At 65.2% G+C, this 18,406-nt stretch carries 15 protein-coding genes; 3 read left to right on the top strand and 12 right to left on the bottom strand.

Annotated elements, in window-relative coordinates:
• Positions 1-327, bottom strand: a 327-nt coding sequence (locus CG471_RS24265) for a DUF4136 domain-containing protein (RefSeq protein ID WP_143560273.1), incomplete at its 3' end; no start/stop codon positions are given.
• Positions 328-620: 293 nt separating this feature from the next.
• Here CG471_RS24265 and CG471_RS24260 point away from each other — a divergent pair.
• On the top strand, positions 621-818 hold the full coding sequence (locus CG471_RS24260) for a hypothetical protein (RefSeq protein WP_037506240.1): 198 nt from the start codon (positions 621-623) through the stop codon (positions 816-818).
• Between the two features lie 225 nt (positions 819-1,043).
• Positions 1,044-1,718 (top strand): hypothetical protein, encoded by a 675-nt coding sequence (locus CG471_RS24255; protein WP_099234052.1) that lies wholly within the window; start codon positions 1,044-1,046, stop codon positions 1,716-1,718.
• Positions 1,719-1,723: 5 nt separating this feature from the next.
• Here CG471_RS24255 and CG471_RS24250 read toward each other — a convergent pair whose 3' ends face one another.
• Positions 1,724-2,398 (bottom strand): hypothetical protein, encoded by a 675-nt coding sequence (locus tag CG471_RS24250; protein ID WP_099234051.1) that lies wholly within the window; start codon positions 2,396-2,398, stop codon positions 1,724-1,726.
• 268 nt (positions 2,399-2,666) lie between these two features.
• Positions 2,667-3,338 carry a murein L,D-transpeptidase catalytic domain family protein gene (locus CG471_RS24245; RefSeq protein WP_029547954.1) on the bottom strand — a complete coding sequence of 224 codons (672 nt, stop codon included), beginning with the start codon at positions 3,336-3,338 and terminating at the stop codon, positions 2,667-2,669.
• A 133-nt stretch (positions 3,339-3,471) separates the two neighbouring features.
• Here CG471_RS24245 and CG471_RS24240 point away from each other — a divergent pair, with 133 nt between their 5' ends.
• A complete protein-coding gene (locus CG471_RS24240; protein WP_099234050.1) occupies positions 3,472-4,038 on the top strand; it encodes a helix-turn-helix domain-containing protein in 567 nt (188 codons plus the stop codon).
• Positions 4,039-4,041: 3 nt separating this feature from the next.
• Here the strand turns inward: CG471_RS24240 and CG471_RS24235 are convergent, their stop codons facing one another.
• The 9 genes from CG471_RS24235 to CG471_RS24195 all read right to left on the bottom strand — a co-directional run bounded on the left by CG471_RS24235 (position 4,042) and on the right by CG471_RS24195 (position 18,403).
• Complete coding sequence (locus tag CG471_RS24235) at positions 4,042-4,593, bottom strand: hypothetical protein (protein WP_257211678.1); 552 nt, start codon at positions 4,591-4,593, stop codon at positions 4,042-4,044.
• A 70-nt stretch (positions 4,594-4,663) separates the two neighbouring features.
• Entirely contained in the window at positions 4,664-5,986 is a 1,323-nt protein-coding gene (locus tag CG471_RS24230; RefSeq protein WP_099234054.1) for an oligogalacturonate lyase family protein, read from the bottom strand.
• 41 nt (positions 5,987-6,027) lie between these two features.
• The gene (locus tag CG471_RS24225) at positions 6,028-8,766 is read right to left on the bottom strand and encodes a Tat pathway signal sequence domain protein (protein WP_099234048.1); all 2,739 of its coding nucleotides are present in this window, start codon (positions 8,764-8,766) and stop codon (positions 6,028-6,030) included.
• Between the two features lie 22 nt (positions 8,767-8,788).
• Positions 8,789-9,481, bottom strand: coding sequence for a DUF6250 domain-containing protein (locus CG471_RS24220; RefSeq protein WP_099234047.1), 693 nt, complete (start codon positions 9,479-9,481; stop codon positions 8,789-8,791).
• A gap of 105 nt (positions 9,482-9,586) precedes the next feature.
• Positions 9,587-12,313 carry a TonB-dependent receptor gene (locus CG471_RS24215; protein WP_069336520.1) on the bottom strand — a complete coding sequence of 909 codons (2,727 nt, stop codon included), beginning with the start codon at positions 12,311-12,313 and terminating at the stop codon, positions 9,587-9,589.
• A 320-nt stretch (positions 12,314-12,633) separates the two neighbouring features.
• Positions 12,634-13,446 carry a class I mannose-6-phosphate isomerase gene (locus tag CG471_RS24210; protein ID WP_099234053.1) on the bottom strand — a complete coding sequence of 271 codons (813 nt, stop codon included), beginning with the start codon at positions 13,444-13,446 and terminating at the stop codon, positions 12,634-12,636.
• Between the two features lie 100 nt (positions 13,447-13,546).
• Positions 13,547-14,959: a succinylglutamate-semialdehyde dehydrogenase gene (gene astD / locus CG471_RS24205; RefSeq protein ID WP_099234046.1), complete on the bottom strand. Its 1,413-nt coding sequence runs from the start codon at positions 14,957-14,959 to the stop codon at positions 13,547-13,549.
• Positions 14,960-15,079: 120 nt separating this feature from the next.
• Entirely contained in the window at positions 15,080-16,171 is a 1,092-nt protein-coding gene (locus CG471_RS24200; protein WP_099234045.1) for a tyrosine-protein phosphatase, read from the bottom strand.
• Between the two features lie 21 nt (positions 16,172-16,192).
• Complete coding sequence (locus CG471_RS24195; RefSeq protein WP_257211679.1) at positions 16,193-18,403, bottom strand: TonB-dependent receptor; 2,211 nt, start codon at positions 18,401-18,403, stop codon at positions 16,193-16,195.
• Between the last annotated feature and the right edge of the window lie 3 nt (positions 18,404-18,406).

Raw genomic sequence — 18,406 nt, 5'->3', positions numbered from 1 at the left:
CCACCCGCCCCAGGGACGATAATAGGTGGCGTAGGGACCGAAATCGGTCACCTCCACCCGGTCGCGGGCGCCCAGGGTGAAGCCGATGGCAAATTCGCCGGGATCAGCCTGGCTATAGCCGCGCGCCGCGAGGGCGGTGTCGATCGACGCCTTCACCCGCTGGAACAGCAATGGGTTCATGCCCTGCGGCACGGTGATCGACGCCCAGCTATAGCTGCGATAGCTGGCGAAATTGGCGGCGGGATCGGCATCATAATTGACCCGTGGCGTGGTGGCACAGCCTGCCAGCGCCAGCAGCAGACCCGTGACGAATATGCGCCTGATCATATCGCGACCTCCCTTTGAATATCCCTGGGCATAGCCAAGCGGACGCCGGGCCAGCCATCGGGATTCTCCCCTAGGGAGCGCCCCGGATATCCCTATCCCATGGCGTGAAGCGGCGCCCGAAAGCCGCGGTCGGACCAAAGCGGGACGATCGCCCGACCCCCGGAAAATCCGCTATGGCGCGATGCCCGCGAATGCGCGATCATCCCTTATTCCAGCGGTCGGACGGGTGAGTCGCGGCGCCAATCGCGAAACTTTTCCTGCCGATCGCAGCCCAGCAGAGGGAGCTGTGTGCGATGGTAAGAGACTGGCCTGCAATGGTCGCAGCGGGCGCCGGCATTTGTGTGGCACTGGCCACGGCAAGCAGCATGGGCACGCCGCAGGACGCAACCCCCACCGTCAGGCTGGCGCCGCCCGCCCTGCCCTGGCTCGACGATCTGACCGCGGACAAGCCGGCGGTGCGCGCCGGACAGCAACTCGCCAGCAACCGCTAGCGCGGCCATCATCCGAGCCGGACGGGCCTGTGTCGAACGGGCTGACGGATCCACGCTGAACCGGCCTGCGCTGAATCGGCCTGCGCTGAACCGGTCCAACTGAACCGGGAAACATTCGGCCGAGGCGGCACCAACGCCTGCCCAGCTCGCCTGCACAACCCTGCCCGGCGGCACGCCCCTGCCCCGGCGGCGGAATGCCAGCCTTCCTCATGATCGGGAGTATCGATGGATTTCCTACGCCTGTTCCAGTCGCTGGAAGAATTTCTCTATGAGGCGATGAGCTGGCTGGTCTTCTATCCCCGCACCCTATGGCGGACCATCCGCCACCCGATCCAGATGCTGCGCTATTCCGACAAGGAACTGGAGGATGCGCCGGACCAGCAATTCACCGACATGCTGAGCCCGCCCTTGTTCCTGATGCTGACCATATTGCTGTCGCACCTGATCGAGGTGGCGTCGCACCAGAAGATGCCGGAGGTCGCGACCACCGGCATCGGCAAGGAAATCACCGCGTCGGAAATGAACCTGCTGGTGCTGCGCGCCTTCCTCTTCGCCATCTATCCGCTGATGTTCGCGGTGAGGCGACTGAAGGCACAGGGCCTGGCGCTCAACCGCGACACGCTGCGCCGCCCCTTCTACGCCCAATGCTATATTGCCGGGCCAGCCGCGCTGGTGCTGGGCATCGCGTCGATCCTGGCGCGCCTCGGCGACGTCGCTTGGGCGATCGCCGCGCTGGTCATCATGCTGGTGACGATCAGCTGGTATCTGCGGATCGAGACGATCTGGCTGCGCAGCCGCACCCGGAAATCGACCGGCAAGGCGTTCCGATCGGCGTTGGGCACCTGGCTGCTCGCCTCGCTGATCAACAGCGGGGCGAGCTTCCTGATCCTGGGCGGCTGACCCGGCTATTTGCCGTCCGGCGTCATCGCCATCACGTCGACGAAGCGGCGCTGCGCGTCGAAGCGGCAACGAAAGCGCTTGATCCCCTCGCTGCCCTTGTCGACCGTGCCGTCGATGAAGAAGCCACCGGGCGCCCTGGCGATCGCACCGGTCTTCACATAGGTCGGGCGAGTGCCATATTGGCCGGACACTTCCCCCCGGCAATAAGCGGGCATGTTGCCCGGCGTCAGCGCCGGGCCGGTCGCCGCCGGCATCACCTGCGCCGCGGTCGCCGCCAGCGCCTGTACGCTGACGGTCAGGGTATAATTGGCGACTTCATTGCGGCGGGCGGCATTGCGCATCAGATAGACGCGAATGCGATAATCGCCATTGGCGGGCAGGCGGCCGGCAAAGCTGTTGCCGGCGGTCGAACCGACGAACATGGCGCTATCCCCGGCACCGGGCGCGATCACGTTGAAATAGCTGGAGGCGTTGCTGGTCTGAAAGCGGACATTCATGGTCTGGCCGGCCCGCGCGCCGACCAGATAATCAACCATGTCATAGCCCTTGAGCGACGCCTTGATGACCTTGGACGCGGTCCCCTTGGCGAATTGCACCCGCTCGCTGCGCACCGGGGCCTGGGCGATGGCCGGCATGGCCAATGCCGACAGCGCGACGATCGCGATCATGGCCTTCCTCATGATACATCCTTTCGATCAATAGGGGTCCATCGAGATCATGTTGCCGTCGCCCGTCACGCTACAACGCGCGGGCCAATGGCAGGATGCAATGGTCGGCCAGATGAGAATATCGGGATTCATGAGGAGGTGGACAGAGAAGACAATCCATCCATAAATGTCCGGGAGCGATGCAAGATCGCTCCCGGACGGCCATGGTGCCCACCGCGAAAGGGGTTAAGCGGCGGCACGGACCCGCGCGCCGATTGGGGCGACGCGCTTATGGCAAAATTCAGACGACCAGCTTGGCCGCGTAGATCAGGCTGCCCCGGCCCAACTGAGCCATGACCTGCGACCGGACGCTGTCGCCGACCGCGAAACAGCCCTGGCTGCGCCCCAACTTGCCGCGCGCCCCGGCCAGCGTGGGTTCGGCATACCAGGCACCATGCAGCACGATCGCCCGGCTCATCGCGTTGTCGTTGGTCGGATCGAGCCCCTGCAAGCGCTGCGACGGGCCATGTTTCCCGACATAGGGATCGGCCGTCAGGAACGCGCCCGAACAGGAGGCGTTGGAACCGGGCGCATTGGAAAAACGCTCCAGCCAGCCGCTATGATCCGGGTCCGACCCGCTGCCATGCGCCACCAGATAGGAGGTGGTGGTGCCATCCAGCAGATTGACGATGTGCAGCCGCGGCTCCGACGAGGGCGCTGCAAAATCGACCAGCGCCATGCGGTGCCGGTTGACGATCTGCGGATGCCGTTCCAGCGCCGCGCGCGCCTGCGCGAACAAAGCGGGCTTCACCAGTGCCGGCGGGGTCGGCGTGGTGAGCGGCGCGATCGGCTGGGCCGGCACCATGGGTTTCAGCGCGCGCATCGGCCCTGGCGCGGAGGCACGCGCGGTGCCAACAGCGCCCGCGACCAGGACGGAAGCGGAAAGGAGAAAACGGCGACGATCGGGGTTCATGGATGGTGCAACTAGGGTGCAGGCCCCGCCAAGGTCTTTACCGGAATTGGGCGCGGCGCACAAAGTCTTGCGCACATCCGTCCGGCCCGGCATTTTTGGCGGGCGGGGCACGTCGAAGCGGGAGAAGCGGGACATGGCCGGAACGCGGCTATCGAACGGCATCTATCGGGAAGCGGTCGCCACTATCGTGCGGCGCATCCAGAAGGCCCATGGCCTGTCCGACAGCCAGCTGGCGGAGCGGATCGGCTGTTCGGCCGGCACGGTCAAGAATGCCCGCAACGAGGCGAGCAATCTGGACGCCGTGACCCTTGCCAATATCGAGCAGGTTTTCGGCCCCGGCGCGATCGCCCCCTATCTGGCGCTGGCCGATGTTCGCGCCGTGCCGCTGGCGGCGCCAGTCTCGGTCGAGCGGCTGCACCCGACGCTGGCGATCGTCGAGGCGCTGCACCGGATCATCGAGAAGCAGATGCCCGACAGCGAAGGGGGCACCCGCATCACATCCCACGAACTGCTGACGATACTGAGCGAATTGCGCGAAGCACGCGGCGTGTTCGACGCCCTCATCATGATCGCCGATCCCGCGATCGACAGCGGCGAGATCAGCTTCCGCGACAAGGGCCGCAAGCGGCTGGCCGTGGTCCACAGCCAGGGCGGCACCATCACCCGCGCCGACATCATGCACAGCGAGGACGAGGACTGAGCCCTAGCGGCAGTCGATATGCGCGCCGTCCAGCCGGTGCAGGCGCAACGCCTTGCCGCGCGGTTCCGCCGTCACGAAAGGCCGCCAGGACGATCGGGGCTTCGGCAGTCCCACCGCGACCAGCCGGCTGTCATCGCGGATGATGGTCGCCCCCTCCGGCGTGCCGATCCGCACCGCCATCTCGCCGCATCGCCCCGCCCGGTCCGGCGCAGCATCATGGGCCAGTGCCGTCAGCACGGCGTTGCGCTCGGCATAGGCATCGCGCAGGCAGGCCGGCTGGTCGGGCGCGAAGGCGCAACGGTTGCGGCGTTGAAACCAGCCATCCTGCCGCTCGACATAATCGGACGCGGCATCCAGCAGCCGGGACTGATCCGCGCTGGGCACCCGGACGCGGGCATCGGCCGCCTTGAGCGCCGGGTCGGCGCAGACCAACCTGTCCACGACGAAGGCCGATCCTTCACAGCCGGCGAGATCGGCCGGGGTCGGTGGCGGCACGGCATCGGCCGCAACCGGCGCCAGGAACAACAGCAGGGAGCAGAGCCGGGCACGCATCATGACGTCAGCCTTTTCACGCGAGGCGCCGCGACCATAGGACAGCGACGCCCCGCCCGGCAATCGCCCGTCGTCAGCCCGCCGTCTTGGCAATCTCCGCCGCGTAGATTTGCGGCGCGCCGTCCATGTTGGAGCGGAAGATCATCCATTTGCCGTCGGGCGTGAAGGTGATGTTGGGCTCCAGCCGATAGTCATGCTTGCGCATGTCGACGATCTTCTCAACGCCGAAAGTGCCGGGCGCGATCAGGTCGGCGGCATTGTCGGCATGGATGCCGGCGACGTCGGGAATGGCCTGGGGCGTGAAGAGATAGAGATATTTGCCGTCGGGGGCATGGGCGACCATTTCGCTGTCGCCGCCGTCGCCGGAGAAATGCTGGAGGTCGGGCGCCTGGTTGTAGTGGACCGACCATTGGTTGCGGTCGACCTTGAACCATTGGCGATGCCCGGTCGCCAGTTCATAGCCGGCGAGCCAGAACACCTCGCCACGGGGGGTCTGCAGATCATACCAGATCCACTTGCCGTCGGGCGAGAAGAACTCGTGACCGGCGATTTCCATGTTCATCGTGCGCTTGTGGACCAGTTGCTGGCCGCTGCCGTCGGTGCGGATCGTCCAGATCCGGTCGACCTTGTGCCAGGGGCCTTCATGGCAATACATGATGAGGCCGGGGTCGGTCGGCGAGAACTGGATATGGTTGAGCCAGTCGGTCGAGGCGACCACCACCTTGCGTTCCCCGGTGCGGATGTCGATGGTGAAGATCTCCATCGGGATGCGCGCTTCCAGCCGTTCATTGAGGCGCACTTCCTTCGCCTCGGCAAAGCTGAGCGGCTTTCCGTCCGGACCGTTGGCGGCATAATTGGCCTGGCCGAACTGCTGCTTGATCTCGGGCGTGGCGCGCTTCTGGGTGCCGTCGGGCTGGAGCGGCTTGTCGCTCGCCGCCCATTGGCCCAGCAGCAGCGTCTCGTCCGCATTGATCGAGCCGATCGAACCGCGATCGACGGTCGCGATCTTGCGCACCTTGCCGCTGTCGATGTCGGCGGCATAAAGCGTCGTCGCGCCGGCGCCATCGTCGCGCCTGTGGCTGGCATAATAGGCGGTGCGCGTCTTGCGCCCGGTGAAGAGCAGCTGGATATCCTTGCCCTTGACCAGCGGCCTGATGCTCCAGTCGGCCAAGGTCAGCACCGAAATGCCGTCGGGGGTGGAGATCACCATCTTGTCGCCCTGCGGCGTATAGCTGTTCTGGTGGAAATAGAGGCTGGCGCTGCCGGGCGTATCGGTCAGCCGCAGCACGCGGTGGCCGGTGGTCTGGTCGACCCATTCGGCCACGGGCTTGGCCAGCGCCGGGGTCGTCGCGCTTACCGTCAGCGCCGCCATCAGGCCCATCATCATCGTCTTCATCTTAAGGCCCTTCATCATCGTCTTCATCTTAAGGCCCTTCATCATTTGGCAGCGTCAGCGAGCGCGTCGGGAATGAGCGCCAGATTCTCGATCGCGGCAAGGCCCCATTGCGAGGCCGCATTGGTGGAGACGTCCGGCCATTCGACGATCGGGCGGACATAGGCTGGTCCCTTGAGCGCCACGCGCGGATCGCCGGTCGACAGGCCCAGGCCTGCTTCGCCGCCGAGGAACTCCTTCCAGGCGCGCACCGCCAATTCCTTGTCACCAGTCTCGCGCGCGACATAGGCGGTCAGGCGCGAATGGCCTTCCTTGAGGTTGCGGCGGCCGAAGGGCTGGTCGAACTTCGCCTTCCATTCCTGCGGCGAGGCGTTGAACCAGCGGCAATAGTCGAGCCAGGCAGTGCGATAGCGCGGCACGTCGAGCAGGTCGAGAAGCTCGGCATTCACCTCCAGCGCACCGAACACGGCATTGAGGTGCGAGATGGACATCTTGTCGCCCGCCCCCATGAAGCGCCCGGTCTTGAGGTCATAGGGGGCGCTGCCCGCCAGCCAGCCATATTTGAGGCGACCGATGCTATCCATGCCGTTCAGCAGTCGCTCGCGCCATTTCCTGTCGCCGGTCCGCTCCCATTCGGTGAGCCAGGCCGAGGCGACCGAGCACCACATGGTGCCGAAGCTGAGGTCAATGACCCCGGCTGGCAGCGGTGTGCGCTGCGCCCCCGGCACCTTGCGGCCAATCTCGACATGCTCCAGCGCCAGGTCGGACGTCACCAGATCGCGCATCAGGTCGCCGGCCCGCTCGTCGGCGGTCAGATAATAGAAGATGCGGCGATACATGGCGTTGCTGACGCGCGGCTGCTTGCTGCTGTCGCTCCAGTGCTGGACGCCATGGCGCGTGCCCAGCCCCTTGAACCGGCCGAGATGATAGACGTCGACCTCGCCGGTATGGCGGGTCAGCGCCTCGGCAAAGCGGAAGGCGGCGGCATTGCCGGTGCGCAGCACGCTGGTCCAGAACCACAGGTCGGGCGACAATTCGCTATTGTCCCAGGCGAAGCCGCCAATGTCATAGCGCCAGACATGCCGGTCGAAATCATAGGTGTGCATGATGTCGCCATGGTTCCAGAAACCATACCAGCGGCGGCGATCCACCTCACCGACATAGAAGTCGACGAGATTTGTATTCTGGTCCTCGATCCGCGCCTTCATGGGGCTGGACCGGTCCGGCAGGCTCCAGATGCCGAACACGCCGGCTTCATGGATGCGGTCGGGCGTCACCATCAGCTGCGGCGGCACGGCGTTCGCCTGCGCCATCGCGGCCAGCGCATCGGCCGAAGGGGTAGCGGCGCAGGCCCAGAGCGTCAGCTCGCTGGTGCGGGCAACGCCGGTCGCGGCATCCCAGCCGGGCTCATAATCCTCATAGGTGATGTCGAGCCCTTCATTCTGGGCGTCATAGCCCTCCATCCCCAGGACGCCGCGATAGGAGCGCATGTCCATCGGCCTGGCGTCGGGCGACCAGAGCCAGGCGGTCAGCGTCGCCATGTCACTTTCGGCGTCGCGAATGCTGATCTGGGACGGGTGGCGCTGCCAGAAATAGCGGGTGGCGATCGCCGCGCCGCCCTGGGGCGAGCCGATATAGCCCAGGCCCTGCGATCGGCTGCCGGCAACGGAATCGACCCAGGCATGGCCATCCTGCGTCCGCTTGGCGATGGCGAAACCGTCGGCCGACAATTGGGTCAGGTCGAAATCGCCCCAGGTCGGGATGCGATCGAGCAGCTTGGCGACGCCGGGCGCCATCGCGTCCATCGGCACCGCCTTGCCGGCGATCTGCGCGGCGCGCACCGCCTTGCCCGGATCCCGGCGCAGGCCGGTGAGCGGCCGCACCGCTTCGCTGAACAGGCCATCGTCGGCGGTAGCGAGGCGGACATGACGGTCATGCGGGGCGCCGGCCATCGGCACGGCAGCGGTCAGGCCGATGCCGCTGATGAAATCCTTCGCCGGATCGCCATCGAAGATGAAGCTGTGGACGATGCGCAGATGATCCCCGCCGGCATGGGCATAGAGGCGCAGGGTGAAAGGCAAGATCTGCCGCCCCTGCCCTTCATGCCCCTGCCCTTCATGCCCCTGTCCTTCATGTATGCCGGTGAGCTTGACGACGGCGCGGACCGGCCCCTTTTGCTCGACCGTGGCGCTGGTGATGCGGCCGGTGAAGGGCGTGCGGGTGCCGCCTTCAGGCGCGCTGTCGACGCTGGCGACCAGGTTCAGGGGACCAACGACGGTGCGGCCGCCCTGCTGCGCCGACTGGATGATCGCAGTACCCGAGCGGCCGATGCTCCAGCGCAATGTGCCGACCTGAATCTCGATCCGGTCCGCCAGTTCGCGCACCAGCACCGGCGCCTGCGGCGCGGCGGGCTTGCCCGGCACCACGCGCAGCGCACCGGGCTGGCCGGTGCCGGCGGGCAGTGCATGGGCGGTCCATTTGATCGACCCGTCGGGCCAGGTGGCGAGCGTCCAGTGCTGCGAGGGCAGAGCGGTGCCATCGGCGCCCTGCACCGACAGCGGCTTGCCGGCGCGCAGCACGCCGCGCGGCCATGGCACGCCGAAGGTCTGGCCAAGCGAGAGCGGCGGGGCGGCATCGTCGATCCAGCGCACCGGCGTTTCCGGCATGGCGCCGCCGCGCGCACTGGTCGCCGCCTGCGCCGCGCCCGGCAGCAGCGCGGTCGCGCTCGCCATCAATCCCGCCTTCAGGCTGTCGCGCCGGCTGATCCCCGCCCTGATATCCACGTTGCTCTCCCTTTTATGTTGTTCAGATCTTGGTGATGGTGAAGTTGCGGACCTGGAGATGGCTCTGCGTCGTGCGCAGGCCGAAATGGCCGCTGCGATAGGGATCGGGATCGTCGAGCGTGAACAGGGTCGCCCCGTCCCGCTCCACCGCGACATGATATCCGTTGGCGATCAGGCCGATCGAAAACCACTGATTGGGCACCAGCATCGCTGCCTTGTCGGTGCGGTCATGTTCCGGCAGCAGCGGGCGATGGCCCGGTTCGCCGACATAGCGACGCATCCGCGTGGTGCTGTTCCGGTTGCCGCCAATGCCGACATAATAGGTGCGGAGGCTGTCATAATCCTCGAACGTGCCGCTGCGTGTGCGGCCGAGCGCCGATCCGCCGGCCGCCGCCGGGTCGCGCGCCATCCAGAAGGCGTTGACGTCGCTGACCTCGTCATAAGGGCCGCCATCCGACACGGCGCGCACATCATAGCGGATCGCGACCGGGCCCTTGAGCGCCTGACGGAACCAGAGCGTCAATCCTTTGGGCGCGACGATGTCGAGCAGGCCGTCCTGCGCGGTGACGCGCGCGTCGCCCACTGCCTCCAGCTGCCATTGTTTGAGGCCATGACGGAAATCGTCGCGCCAGAGCGGCTTGCGGCCAGCAGCGTTCAAGGGGCCGGCGATCGGCGCGAGGGCCAGCGATGCAAGGAGGGTGCGGCGAGAGAACATGGCAACCTGTCCCGCTTGATCTTGAAAAAATAATGCTGCGGGTCGGGCATGTCCCGACCCGCAGCCTGTCTCATGACCTGGGGGAGGCCAGGCCATGAGCGCCAATCAGAGCTTGAAGCGGATACCGCCATAGACGCGGCGGCCGACCGTCTCGATGATGGTGCGGCGTTCGACGCTGTTGGCATTTTCCTTGCGCGTCGCGTCGAGCAGGTTGACGCCTTCCAGGAACATCGAGATGCCCGGCATCAGCGTGACGTTGAGCGACGCATCGAGCTGGCCATAGGCTTCGCCGAACTCGGGATTATTGCCGCGGCCCTGCGCCGTGATCAGATATTTGGACCGCCAGTTATAGGCGCCCCGCAGGCTGACGACGTCGTCTTCATAATAGGCCGAGATATTGTAGGCATGGCGCGACAGGCCCTGGAAGGGCAGGGAATCGCCGGTGAAATAATCCTTCCCTTCGTAGCCGCTATCCTTGGAATAGGTATAGTTGGCGACCACGCCCATCTGCTTGAGCACCGGCACGTCGATGAAGTCGAACGCGATCTGCGCGCCGGCTTCCACGCCGTTGATCGTCACCTTCTGCGTGCCGTTGGTGGGCACGGTGATGGTGTAGGTCACGCCGCTGGCATCGGTGTAGGGCTCAGTCGTGTTCTGGATGAACGAACTGATTTCCTTGCGGAAATAGGTGACCGACGCGAAGCTGGTGCGGTTGATATAATATTCCAGACCCGCATCATATTGGCGGGCGCGGAACGGCTGGAGATCCGGGTTGCCGCGCGAACCCGACAGGCCGACCACGTCGATGGTGAAGCGCGGGGCCAGCTGCTGCGGCAGCGGACGGGCCATCACTTCGGTCGCGGTCGCACGCGCCATCAGCTTGTTGGGGATGAGTTCCGCCTTCATGTTGATCGAGGGCAGGAATTCGGTGCTGTTGCTGTCATAGGATACGGGCGAGATCACGCCACCGGTGCTGAGATAGCCCGAGGTGTTGACCTTGGTATTGACGACGCGGGCGCCGATCACGCCGCTGACGGGCACGGCCCCGACGTCGAAGGCAAAGCTGGCCTGGCCATAGCCGGCCAGATTGCGTTCGCCGACCTTCCAGGTGTCGGTATAGACCTGGCAGGTGCCGTCGGCATTGGCCGGGCAGCCGCCTTCCGCGAACGGATCGGGAATGCCGACCGCATCGGCCACGCCCTGGGTCATGTTGAGCCAGCCGCTATAATCGCCGGTGAAGCCCAGATTGCCGGTGTGGAAGAAGGGCGAGGTGCCGAGCGCCGCATTGCCGCTGACGATGCTGTCGATCTGTGCCTGCACCGCCGGATCGCTGAAGCCATTGAGCGTCGTGGTGCGGGTGTAGAAGCGGCTCTTGACCGTCAGGTCACGATACTGGCCACCGATCTTGAACGAGGTGAACAGGCCACCGTCGGTCTTGTACTCGGCGTCCAGCTTGGCCATCTTCTCGGTCTGGTCGTCATAGCGCGGACGGCGCAGCACGGTCAGCTGGTTGATGCCGGCCGTGGTGGTCGGATCATTGGGCAGGATGATGTTCGGCGCATTCTGGCCGTTGCTATAGTCGACGATCAGGCTGGACATGCCGGTGACGGCCGCGGTCGCATTGATCTCGTTATTATAGGCCTTGGCCTTGGACAGCGAGATTTTCGGCGTCAGCGTCAGGTTGCCGGTCGTCCAGTCGGCGCCCAGCGCGACATTATAGGTGGTACGCTTGATGTCGCCCAGAATGTTGCGATAGGACACGCCCAGCTGGCTGGTCTGCGCCTTCGACGTATTGTTGGTCATCACCAGATACTCGACCGTATTGTCCGGGCCGATGATGGTGTTTTCCGTGTCGACGATGCCGCCGCTGGTGCCGGTCTGCAGATATTGCGAGGTCACCGACTGGATCGACTTGGTCCAGTTGCTTTCGACATAGGCCTTGAAATCGTCGCTCGGGCGCCATTCCAGGATGCCGTTCAGCGCATAGCGGCGGGTTTCCAGGCGGTTGATGACATAGCGCGGAATGTCGGGGAAGAAATCGCCGACGCCGTCATTGTTGAGGTCATAGGCCTGCATGCCGGCCGTATTGGGATCGCTGTCCAGCTGGACCCAGCCGGTGGTGCGCGCCTGATGGCTTTCGACATTGCGGTTCTCGAACGTGCCCGACACCAGCACGCCGATCGTGCCATTGGCGAAGGTGTCGCTGCCGATCAGCGCCAGGCGCGGATCCATATGGTCGCCGATATCGGCATAGATGGCCTGGGCGGAACCGGCCAGATAGGGCTTGCCGCCATTGTCAAACGGCCGGCGGGTGATGACGCGCACGGTGCCGCCGACGCCGCCTTCGGTCATGTCGGCGGTGGCCGACTTCACCACTTCCAGGCGGTTGACGAATTCGGAGGGCAGATCGCGGAAATCGACATCGCGGCCGCCGCCCACGGTGGTGGACAGGGCGGTGACGCCGTTGATCTCGACGCGGTTCAGTGACGGATCGGCGCCGCGGATGGTGATGCCGGAGCCTTCACCGTCGGAACGGGTCAGCTGGACGCCGGTCACGCGCTGCAGCGCTTCACCGACATTCTTGTCCGGGAACTTGCCAATATCCTCGGCCGAAATCGCGTCCAGAACCTGTGCGGCATTGCGCTTGGCGTTGAGCGCGCCCTGAAGGCTGGAACGGATACCGGTGACGACGATATCCTCGCTGCTCGCTTCGGGCGCCTGCTGAGGCTGTTCGGACTGCTGCTGGTCTTGTGCCGCGGCCGGCATGGCGCCCAGCAGGACGGCGGCGACGGCCGACGTCGACAACAAGGCGCGATAATTGGAAAACCTCACTTAAACATCCTCCCTATGCGTGCCCCCCCGTTTGGGCACGGGTTTGAGGTCGACCGCGACCAGACCCCGCCGCGACAACCCTTTGATATCCCATATATTGGGTCTTTATATCTATATATGGACATACAGCCATGGCGCTGCTTTTGCGACGAAACGAGCCTTATCATCGATGAACGGTTGCGATAACGGACCATAGTTCCACCATATGGACCATGCAGCGTTGTCAGCGGCTTAGGCGCGAATCTGGAAGCACCAGTCACGCAGGATCTGCTGGAGGGCCAAGCGCCAGCCTGTTCCGGAATGTGGTATGGGCGTGCCGCTCAGGCGGCGGGGCGCGCCAACAAAGCATGCAATGGCTGTGCAACGGCGATGTCCGCCTGATCTTCGATCAGCCAGCATTCGCCCGACACCCAGGGCTGGCCATCGATCAGCCCGCTACCCTGCAATGGAATGAACCAGAACGGCCCCTGATCCGGCTGAAGCAGTTCGCCGGCACCATGAACCAGACTTTCAAGCGTGAAGGGCGCGCCGGCCTCCTCCACCAGCATCGTGGCGCTATCGCTGGTCACATGTTGCGCCAGCCGGCCATAGGGCGCTGGGTCACTGACGGCCATGCCCGCATCCAGATGCAGTTCGCGCGGACGACCATAATCGAACAGGCGGTAGGTCACGTCGTTATTCTGCTGCACTTCGACGAGGGTGATGCCGCCGCCGATGGCATGGATCGTGCCTGCCGGAATATAGTAGAAATCGCCCGGCTTCACCGGCTTCCAGTCGATCAGCTGCTCAATCGACCCATCCAGCGCGGCCGCTCTCAACGCATCGGTATCGACCGGTCGGGTCAGGCCGATACCCAGCCGGGCGTCTCCTTCGGCTGCCAGCACATACCAGCATTCCGACTTGCCGCCAGCCAGCCCCATGGCCTGCGCCTGGGCATCGTCGGGATGGACCTGCACCGACAATTTCTCGCTGGTGAAGAGATATTTGACGAGCAGCGGCTGGGGCATATCGGGGGCCGCCGTGAACCAGATCTCGCCCACGCGGCGATCGGCATTCAACCCAAAGCGCGCAGGCAAATCCCTGCGTCCCCAAGGCTTTTCGACGGTGCTCGGAATCAGGCGATAGGACGACATGCCCAAGGCCATAGCAGAATGGCAATCGCTGTCATGTCATCATCCGTGCCAAGCCGATTTTGTCTTCCGTTATCTAGTAATTCCCGACCGGGCGCATGTATCAGCCCGCCAGCCCCTTGATATCGGCGGTCAGGTCCAGCACTTCCCCAGCCTCGAAACTGGCGACCGGATAGGCGCAGTAATCGGCGGCATAATAGGCGCTGGGGCGATGGTTGCCCGATGCGCCCAGGCCGCCGAACGGCATCGCCCCGCTGGCGCCGGTGGTCGGCCGGTTGCGGTTGACGACGCCGGCGCGGCTTTCCAGCAGGAACCGGTCCCATAGCGCATCGTCGGCGGAAACAAGCCCCGCCGCCAGGCCGTAGCGGGTCGCATTGGCGGCCGCGATCGCCGCGTCGAAATCGGCGACGCGGATCACCTGCAGCAGCGGTGCGAAAATCTCCTCGTCGGGGGCATTCACCCCGGTCATGTCGATGATGCCCGGCGTCAGGAAGGCCGCGCCCAGGTCCGCCGGCTGTTCCAGCGGCAGCAATTCGACGCCGCCCAGCGCCAGCAGCGCGGCATGGCGCGCTTTGGCATGGGCCGCCGCCTCAGCGGAGATCAGCGCGCCCATATAGGGTTCGGGCTGGCTGTCCCAGGCGCCGATCGTCAGCCGCCGGGCCAGCGCCACCGTTGCGTCGAGGATCGCGTCGCCCGCCACGCCCTTCGGCAGGATCAGCCGGCGGGCGCAGGAACAGCGCTGGCCTGCCGTGATGAAGGCCGACTGGACGATGATCGAGGCGACCGCCTGCGCATCGCCATCCCAGGCGACCAGCGGATTATTGCCGCCTAGCTCCAGCGCCAGGATCACCCCCGGCCGATCGGCCATGACGCGGGTGAAATGCGCGCCCGCGCCCGCCGATCCGGTGAACAACAGACCGTCGATATCCTGGGCGATCAATGCCGCGCCGGTGTCCCGCCCGCCCTGCAACAAGGTGAAGACGCCATCGGGCAGGCCGGCGTCGCGAAACGCCTGCGCCATCAGTTCGCCCACCAGCGGGGTCAGTTCGGACGGCTTGAAGATGACCACATCGCCCGCCAGCAGCGCCGGCACGATATGGCCGTTGGGCAGATGACCCGGGAAGTTATAGGGGCCGAGCACCGCCATCACGCCATGCGGCTTGTGGCGCAACACCGCCCGGCCGAACGGGGTCGCCTGCTCGCGCGATCCGGCGCGTTCGGCTTGCGCCGCGATCGAAATGTCGACCTTGCCGATCATCGAGGCGATTTCGGTCTTCGCCTCCCATAGCGGCTTGCCGGTCTCCCGCGCGATCGCCTTGGCAAAGGCGTCGCTGCGGTCCGACAGCAGCGCCTTGTAGCGCCGGACATGATCCTCGCGTTCGACCTGTGGCAGTGCCGCCCAGGCCGGAAAGGCAGCGCGGGCGCGCGTCACGGCCGCCGCGCAGGTCGCGGCATCAGCCGCCTCCCCTTCCCACAGGAGCGTGTCGCTGGCCGGGTCGATCGAACGGAAAATCATATGGCCTCCAGAAAGCGGGACAAGGATAGCGCACCCCTTTCCAGCCTCCTAGCGCCTTGCGGGCGCGGCGGGATAATGAATCCCGCCGCGCCCTTCATGCCGATCCGGAATAAGCGGTGCCTATTCCAGATAGGTGGTGCGCAGCGCCGCAATGTCCACCGGCGTCAGGCCGATTTCCTGAGCCAGATAGGCATCCACCGATCCCCAGCGCTTGTCGATTTCGGCGAAGGCATAGGTCAGGAAGGGCGTGCCGTCGGGCAGCACCAGCGGATTGGCCTTGGCCATCGCTCCGCCCTTCTGCATCTGTGCGAACATGCCGGCGACCGGGCTGCTCTGCGCGACGGCATCGCTCATCAGCGGCACTTCATATTGCGGGCGGCGCGACGGGGTCGAGAGCACATAGTCGCGATAGATGACATCGCGCGGCACGCCCAGCGCCGACAGGATCATCGCGCTGACAAAGCCGGTGCGGTCCTGCCCGGCCGAGCAGTTATAGAGCAGCGGCCCGTCCTTCGACAGCAGCCGGGCGAAGATGATACGCAGTTGCGGCTTCAACTGGGTCGGCAGGCTGCGATAGGTGCCGGCATAGGCCTCGACCTGCTTGGCCGGGTCCATATTCCTGGGATCGAACTTCATGCCCTGCATCATCGCGGCCATCGAATAGCCAACGGCATTATAGGGGATGCCGTCCAGCTTGGTCGGAGCGAACAGCCGTTCCTCATCCGAACGCAGGTCGACCAGATTGGCGACGCCCAGCGCCTTCACCTGCGCCACGTCGGCCGGGGTCAGCATCGCCTGGCCGCCCGAACGATAGATCTGGCCCCAGCGGACATGCTTGCCGCCGGCCGCCGGATAGCCGCCCAGATCACGGAAGTTGGAGGATTGCTCCATCACCAGCACGCGCTCGGCCACGCGGGTCACCGCGCCGCTCTTGCTGTCGCGCAGCAGGAAATAGGCGCGGGTGCCCGGCGCGACCTGCACCTCCTGCACGCCATCCTTGTCCCTGGCCGAAAGCAGCGTGGCGCTGGCAATGGGGGCATCGGGGCGATCGGCCTGCAGCAGATCGACCGGATCGGCATCGCTCCAGCGGATCGCCAGCTTGTCGGGCGCCACCCGCTCCACCACCGGGTCAGCGATGGTGCCGGCGAAGGCTGCGGCTGACATCGTCAGGGGCAGCGCCGCCAGCGCGGCGCGGATCATCATCTTGCGCATGTTCGTCTCTCTCCCTCTATTTTAGAAGCGCACCGTGGCTTCCAGGCCATAGGTGCGCGGTTCGTTGAAAATGCCCAGTTGCAGCGACGAAGAGCCGGTCTGGAAGAAGGTGTGCTGTTCGTTGAACAGGTTGCGCGACCAGGCCGAAATCTGGAGCTTGGCGTCGCCCTTGAGCGCGATGTCGGCGAGCGACAGGCGGGCATTCACCAGGAAGGAAGAGTTGGTCAGCGCCGCGTCGCTCGACTGGGAATGATAGCCATCGCCGCCATTGGCATCGACATGGGCGCGCAGCGTCGCCCAATCGAGCGGCAAGCTATAGTCGATCGCGCCGCTGAAGGCGTTCTTGGGCGTGTAGACCACGAACACGGTTTGCAGCGCATTGCCGGCAAAGGGATTGGCCGCCTGTGCCAGATCGCCCTTGGTATAGGCATAGGCGGCGGTCAGCGTCAGCCCCTCGACCGGCATCACCACCAGATCCGCCTCGAAGCCCTTGATCGTGCCATGGCCGTCGACATTGACGGTCTCGATCGTGGTGCGGGTCGGGCCGCCCGGCACTTCGGACAGCACCGCGTTGAAGTCGATCTGCTGATTCTTGTAGATCGTCTTGTAGGCGGCCAGGTTCAGCCGGACATGATGGTCGAGAAACTCGCCCTTGAAGCCGATTTCGGAGGTTTCGACCTCCTCGGGCTTATAGGCGCGATAGGTGACGGAGCGCGAATTGGCGCCGCCCGCGCGATAGGCCGTCCCCCATTTGCCATAGAGATGGATATTGTCGGTCGCGTCGAACGCCAGAGTGACGGTCGGGTCGATGCGGCTGCTGGAAATGTCGAAGCGGAAATCCTTGTCGACGCCATTGACCTTGAACAGGTCGCCGCTCTTCTTGTCACGGGTATAGCGCGCGCCGCCGGTCAGGTGCAGCGCATCGTCGAGGATCGCCGGGGTCCAGGTCGCCTGGCCATAGAGGGCGAAACTGTCTGCCTTGGCGTCGCTGGCGCGATCGGGATAGGGCGTGACCTGGCCGGCTTCCAGCGTCGGCAGGCGGGTCGGCGCGTCGGCCGCGGTTGCGCCCCACTGCATGGTATAGGGCGCCCAGGCCCAATCCTCGCCCTTTTCATGATAATAATAGGCGCCGGCGACGAAATCGATGCGCGAGGTCGAGCCCACCAGCTGCACTTCCTGGCTGAACTGGTTCTGGTCGAGGCCCGCCAGGCTGTAGCGCGCGAACTTGGCATAGGGCGCAAAGGCGCCCTGATGCGCGCCGCCATTGTCATATTGGCTCTGGCTCAGTTCGCGATAGGAGGTGATGGAGCGCAGGTTGATGCCATCGGCGACCTGCCAGTCCATATGCAGCGCATGGCCATGGGTCTTGCCGATGCTCTTCTGGATCGGCACGCCGATGTCCGCGGTCCTGGCGCGATCGGGCTGGACCTCGACCATGTCCGCGACCGGCAGACGGTCCGACTTGCCCAGCATCTGGAAATAATAGGGCGTGCTGGCGTCATAGGAGGTGTCGAAATCATATTGGGCGGAGAAGCGGCTGCTCGGTTCCCACAGGATCGCGCCGTGCATGCCGCGCTGGTCGAGCTGGTTATAATCCTCCTCGCCCGCCATCGGATTGTCGGTGGTGCCGCCGCGCTTGGTGACCAGCGCATCCAGCTTGACGCTGACATTGGCGAAGCTGGGCAGGTCGAGATGGGTTTCGACCTTGTAGCCGTCATAGTTCATGACGCCCATCGTCTGGCTGAGGTGAAACTCGCCGCTCGGCTTTTTGCTGACGATGCTGAGCGCGCCGCCGGTCGAATTGCGGCCGAACAGCGTGCCCTGCGGCCCCTTCAGCACCTCGATCCGTTCGATGTCGAACAGGGCGGTGCCCAGCCCCTGCGAGCGGCCGAGATAGACGCCGTCGATATAGATGCCGACGCCCGCGTCGCGGCTGGGCTGGTTGGCGTCGAACGGCACGATGCCGCGGATGCCGACGGTCAGCGCCGAATTGCGCGAGGCGAAGGGGGCGATGCGCAGCGACGGCACCGCGCCGTCGCCCAGATCCTTCAGGCTCACCACGCTGCGCGCCTTGAGATCATCGCTGCCGAGCACCGAAATGGCGATCGGCGTCTTCTGCAGATTGGTCTCGGTCTTCTGTGCGGTGACGACAATCGAACCAAGGCCGGCATCCCCTTCGTCAAGCGGGGCGTCCTCCGCATGGGCCTGAGCCACGAAGCCCGCCCCCATCAGCCC

This window comes from Sphingobium sp. IP1 (genome assembly GCF_002708645.1).
In the GTDB taxonomy this organism is placed as follows: Bacteria; Pseudomonadota; Alphaproteobacteria; order Sphingomonadales; family Sphingomonadaceae; genus Sphingobium; species Sphingobium yanoikuyae.
This window is presented reverse-complemented; position numbering and strand designations above follow the sequence as displayed.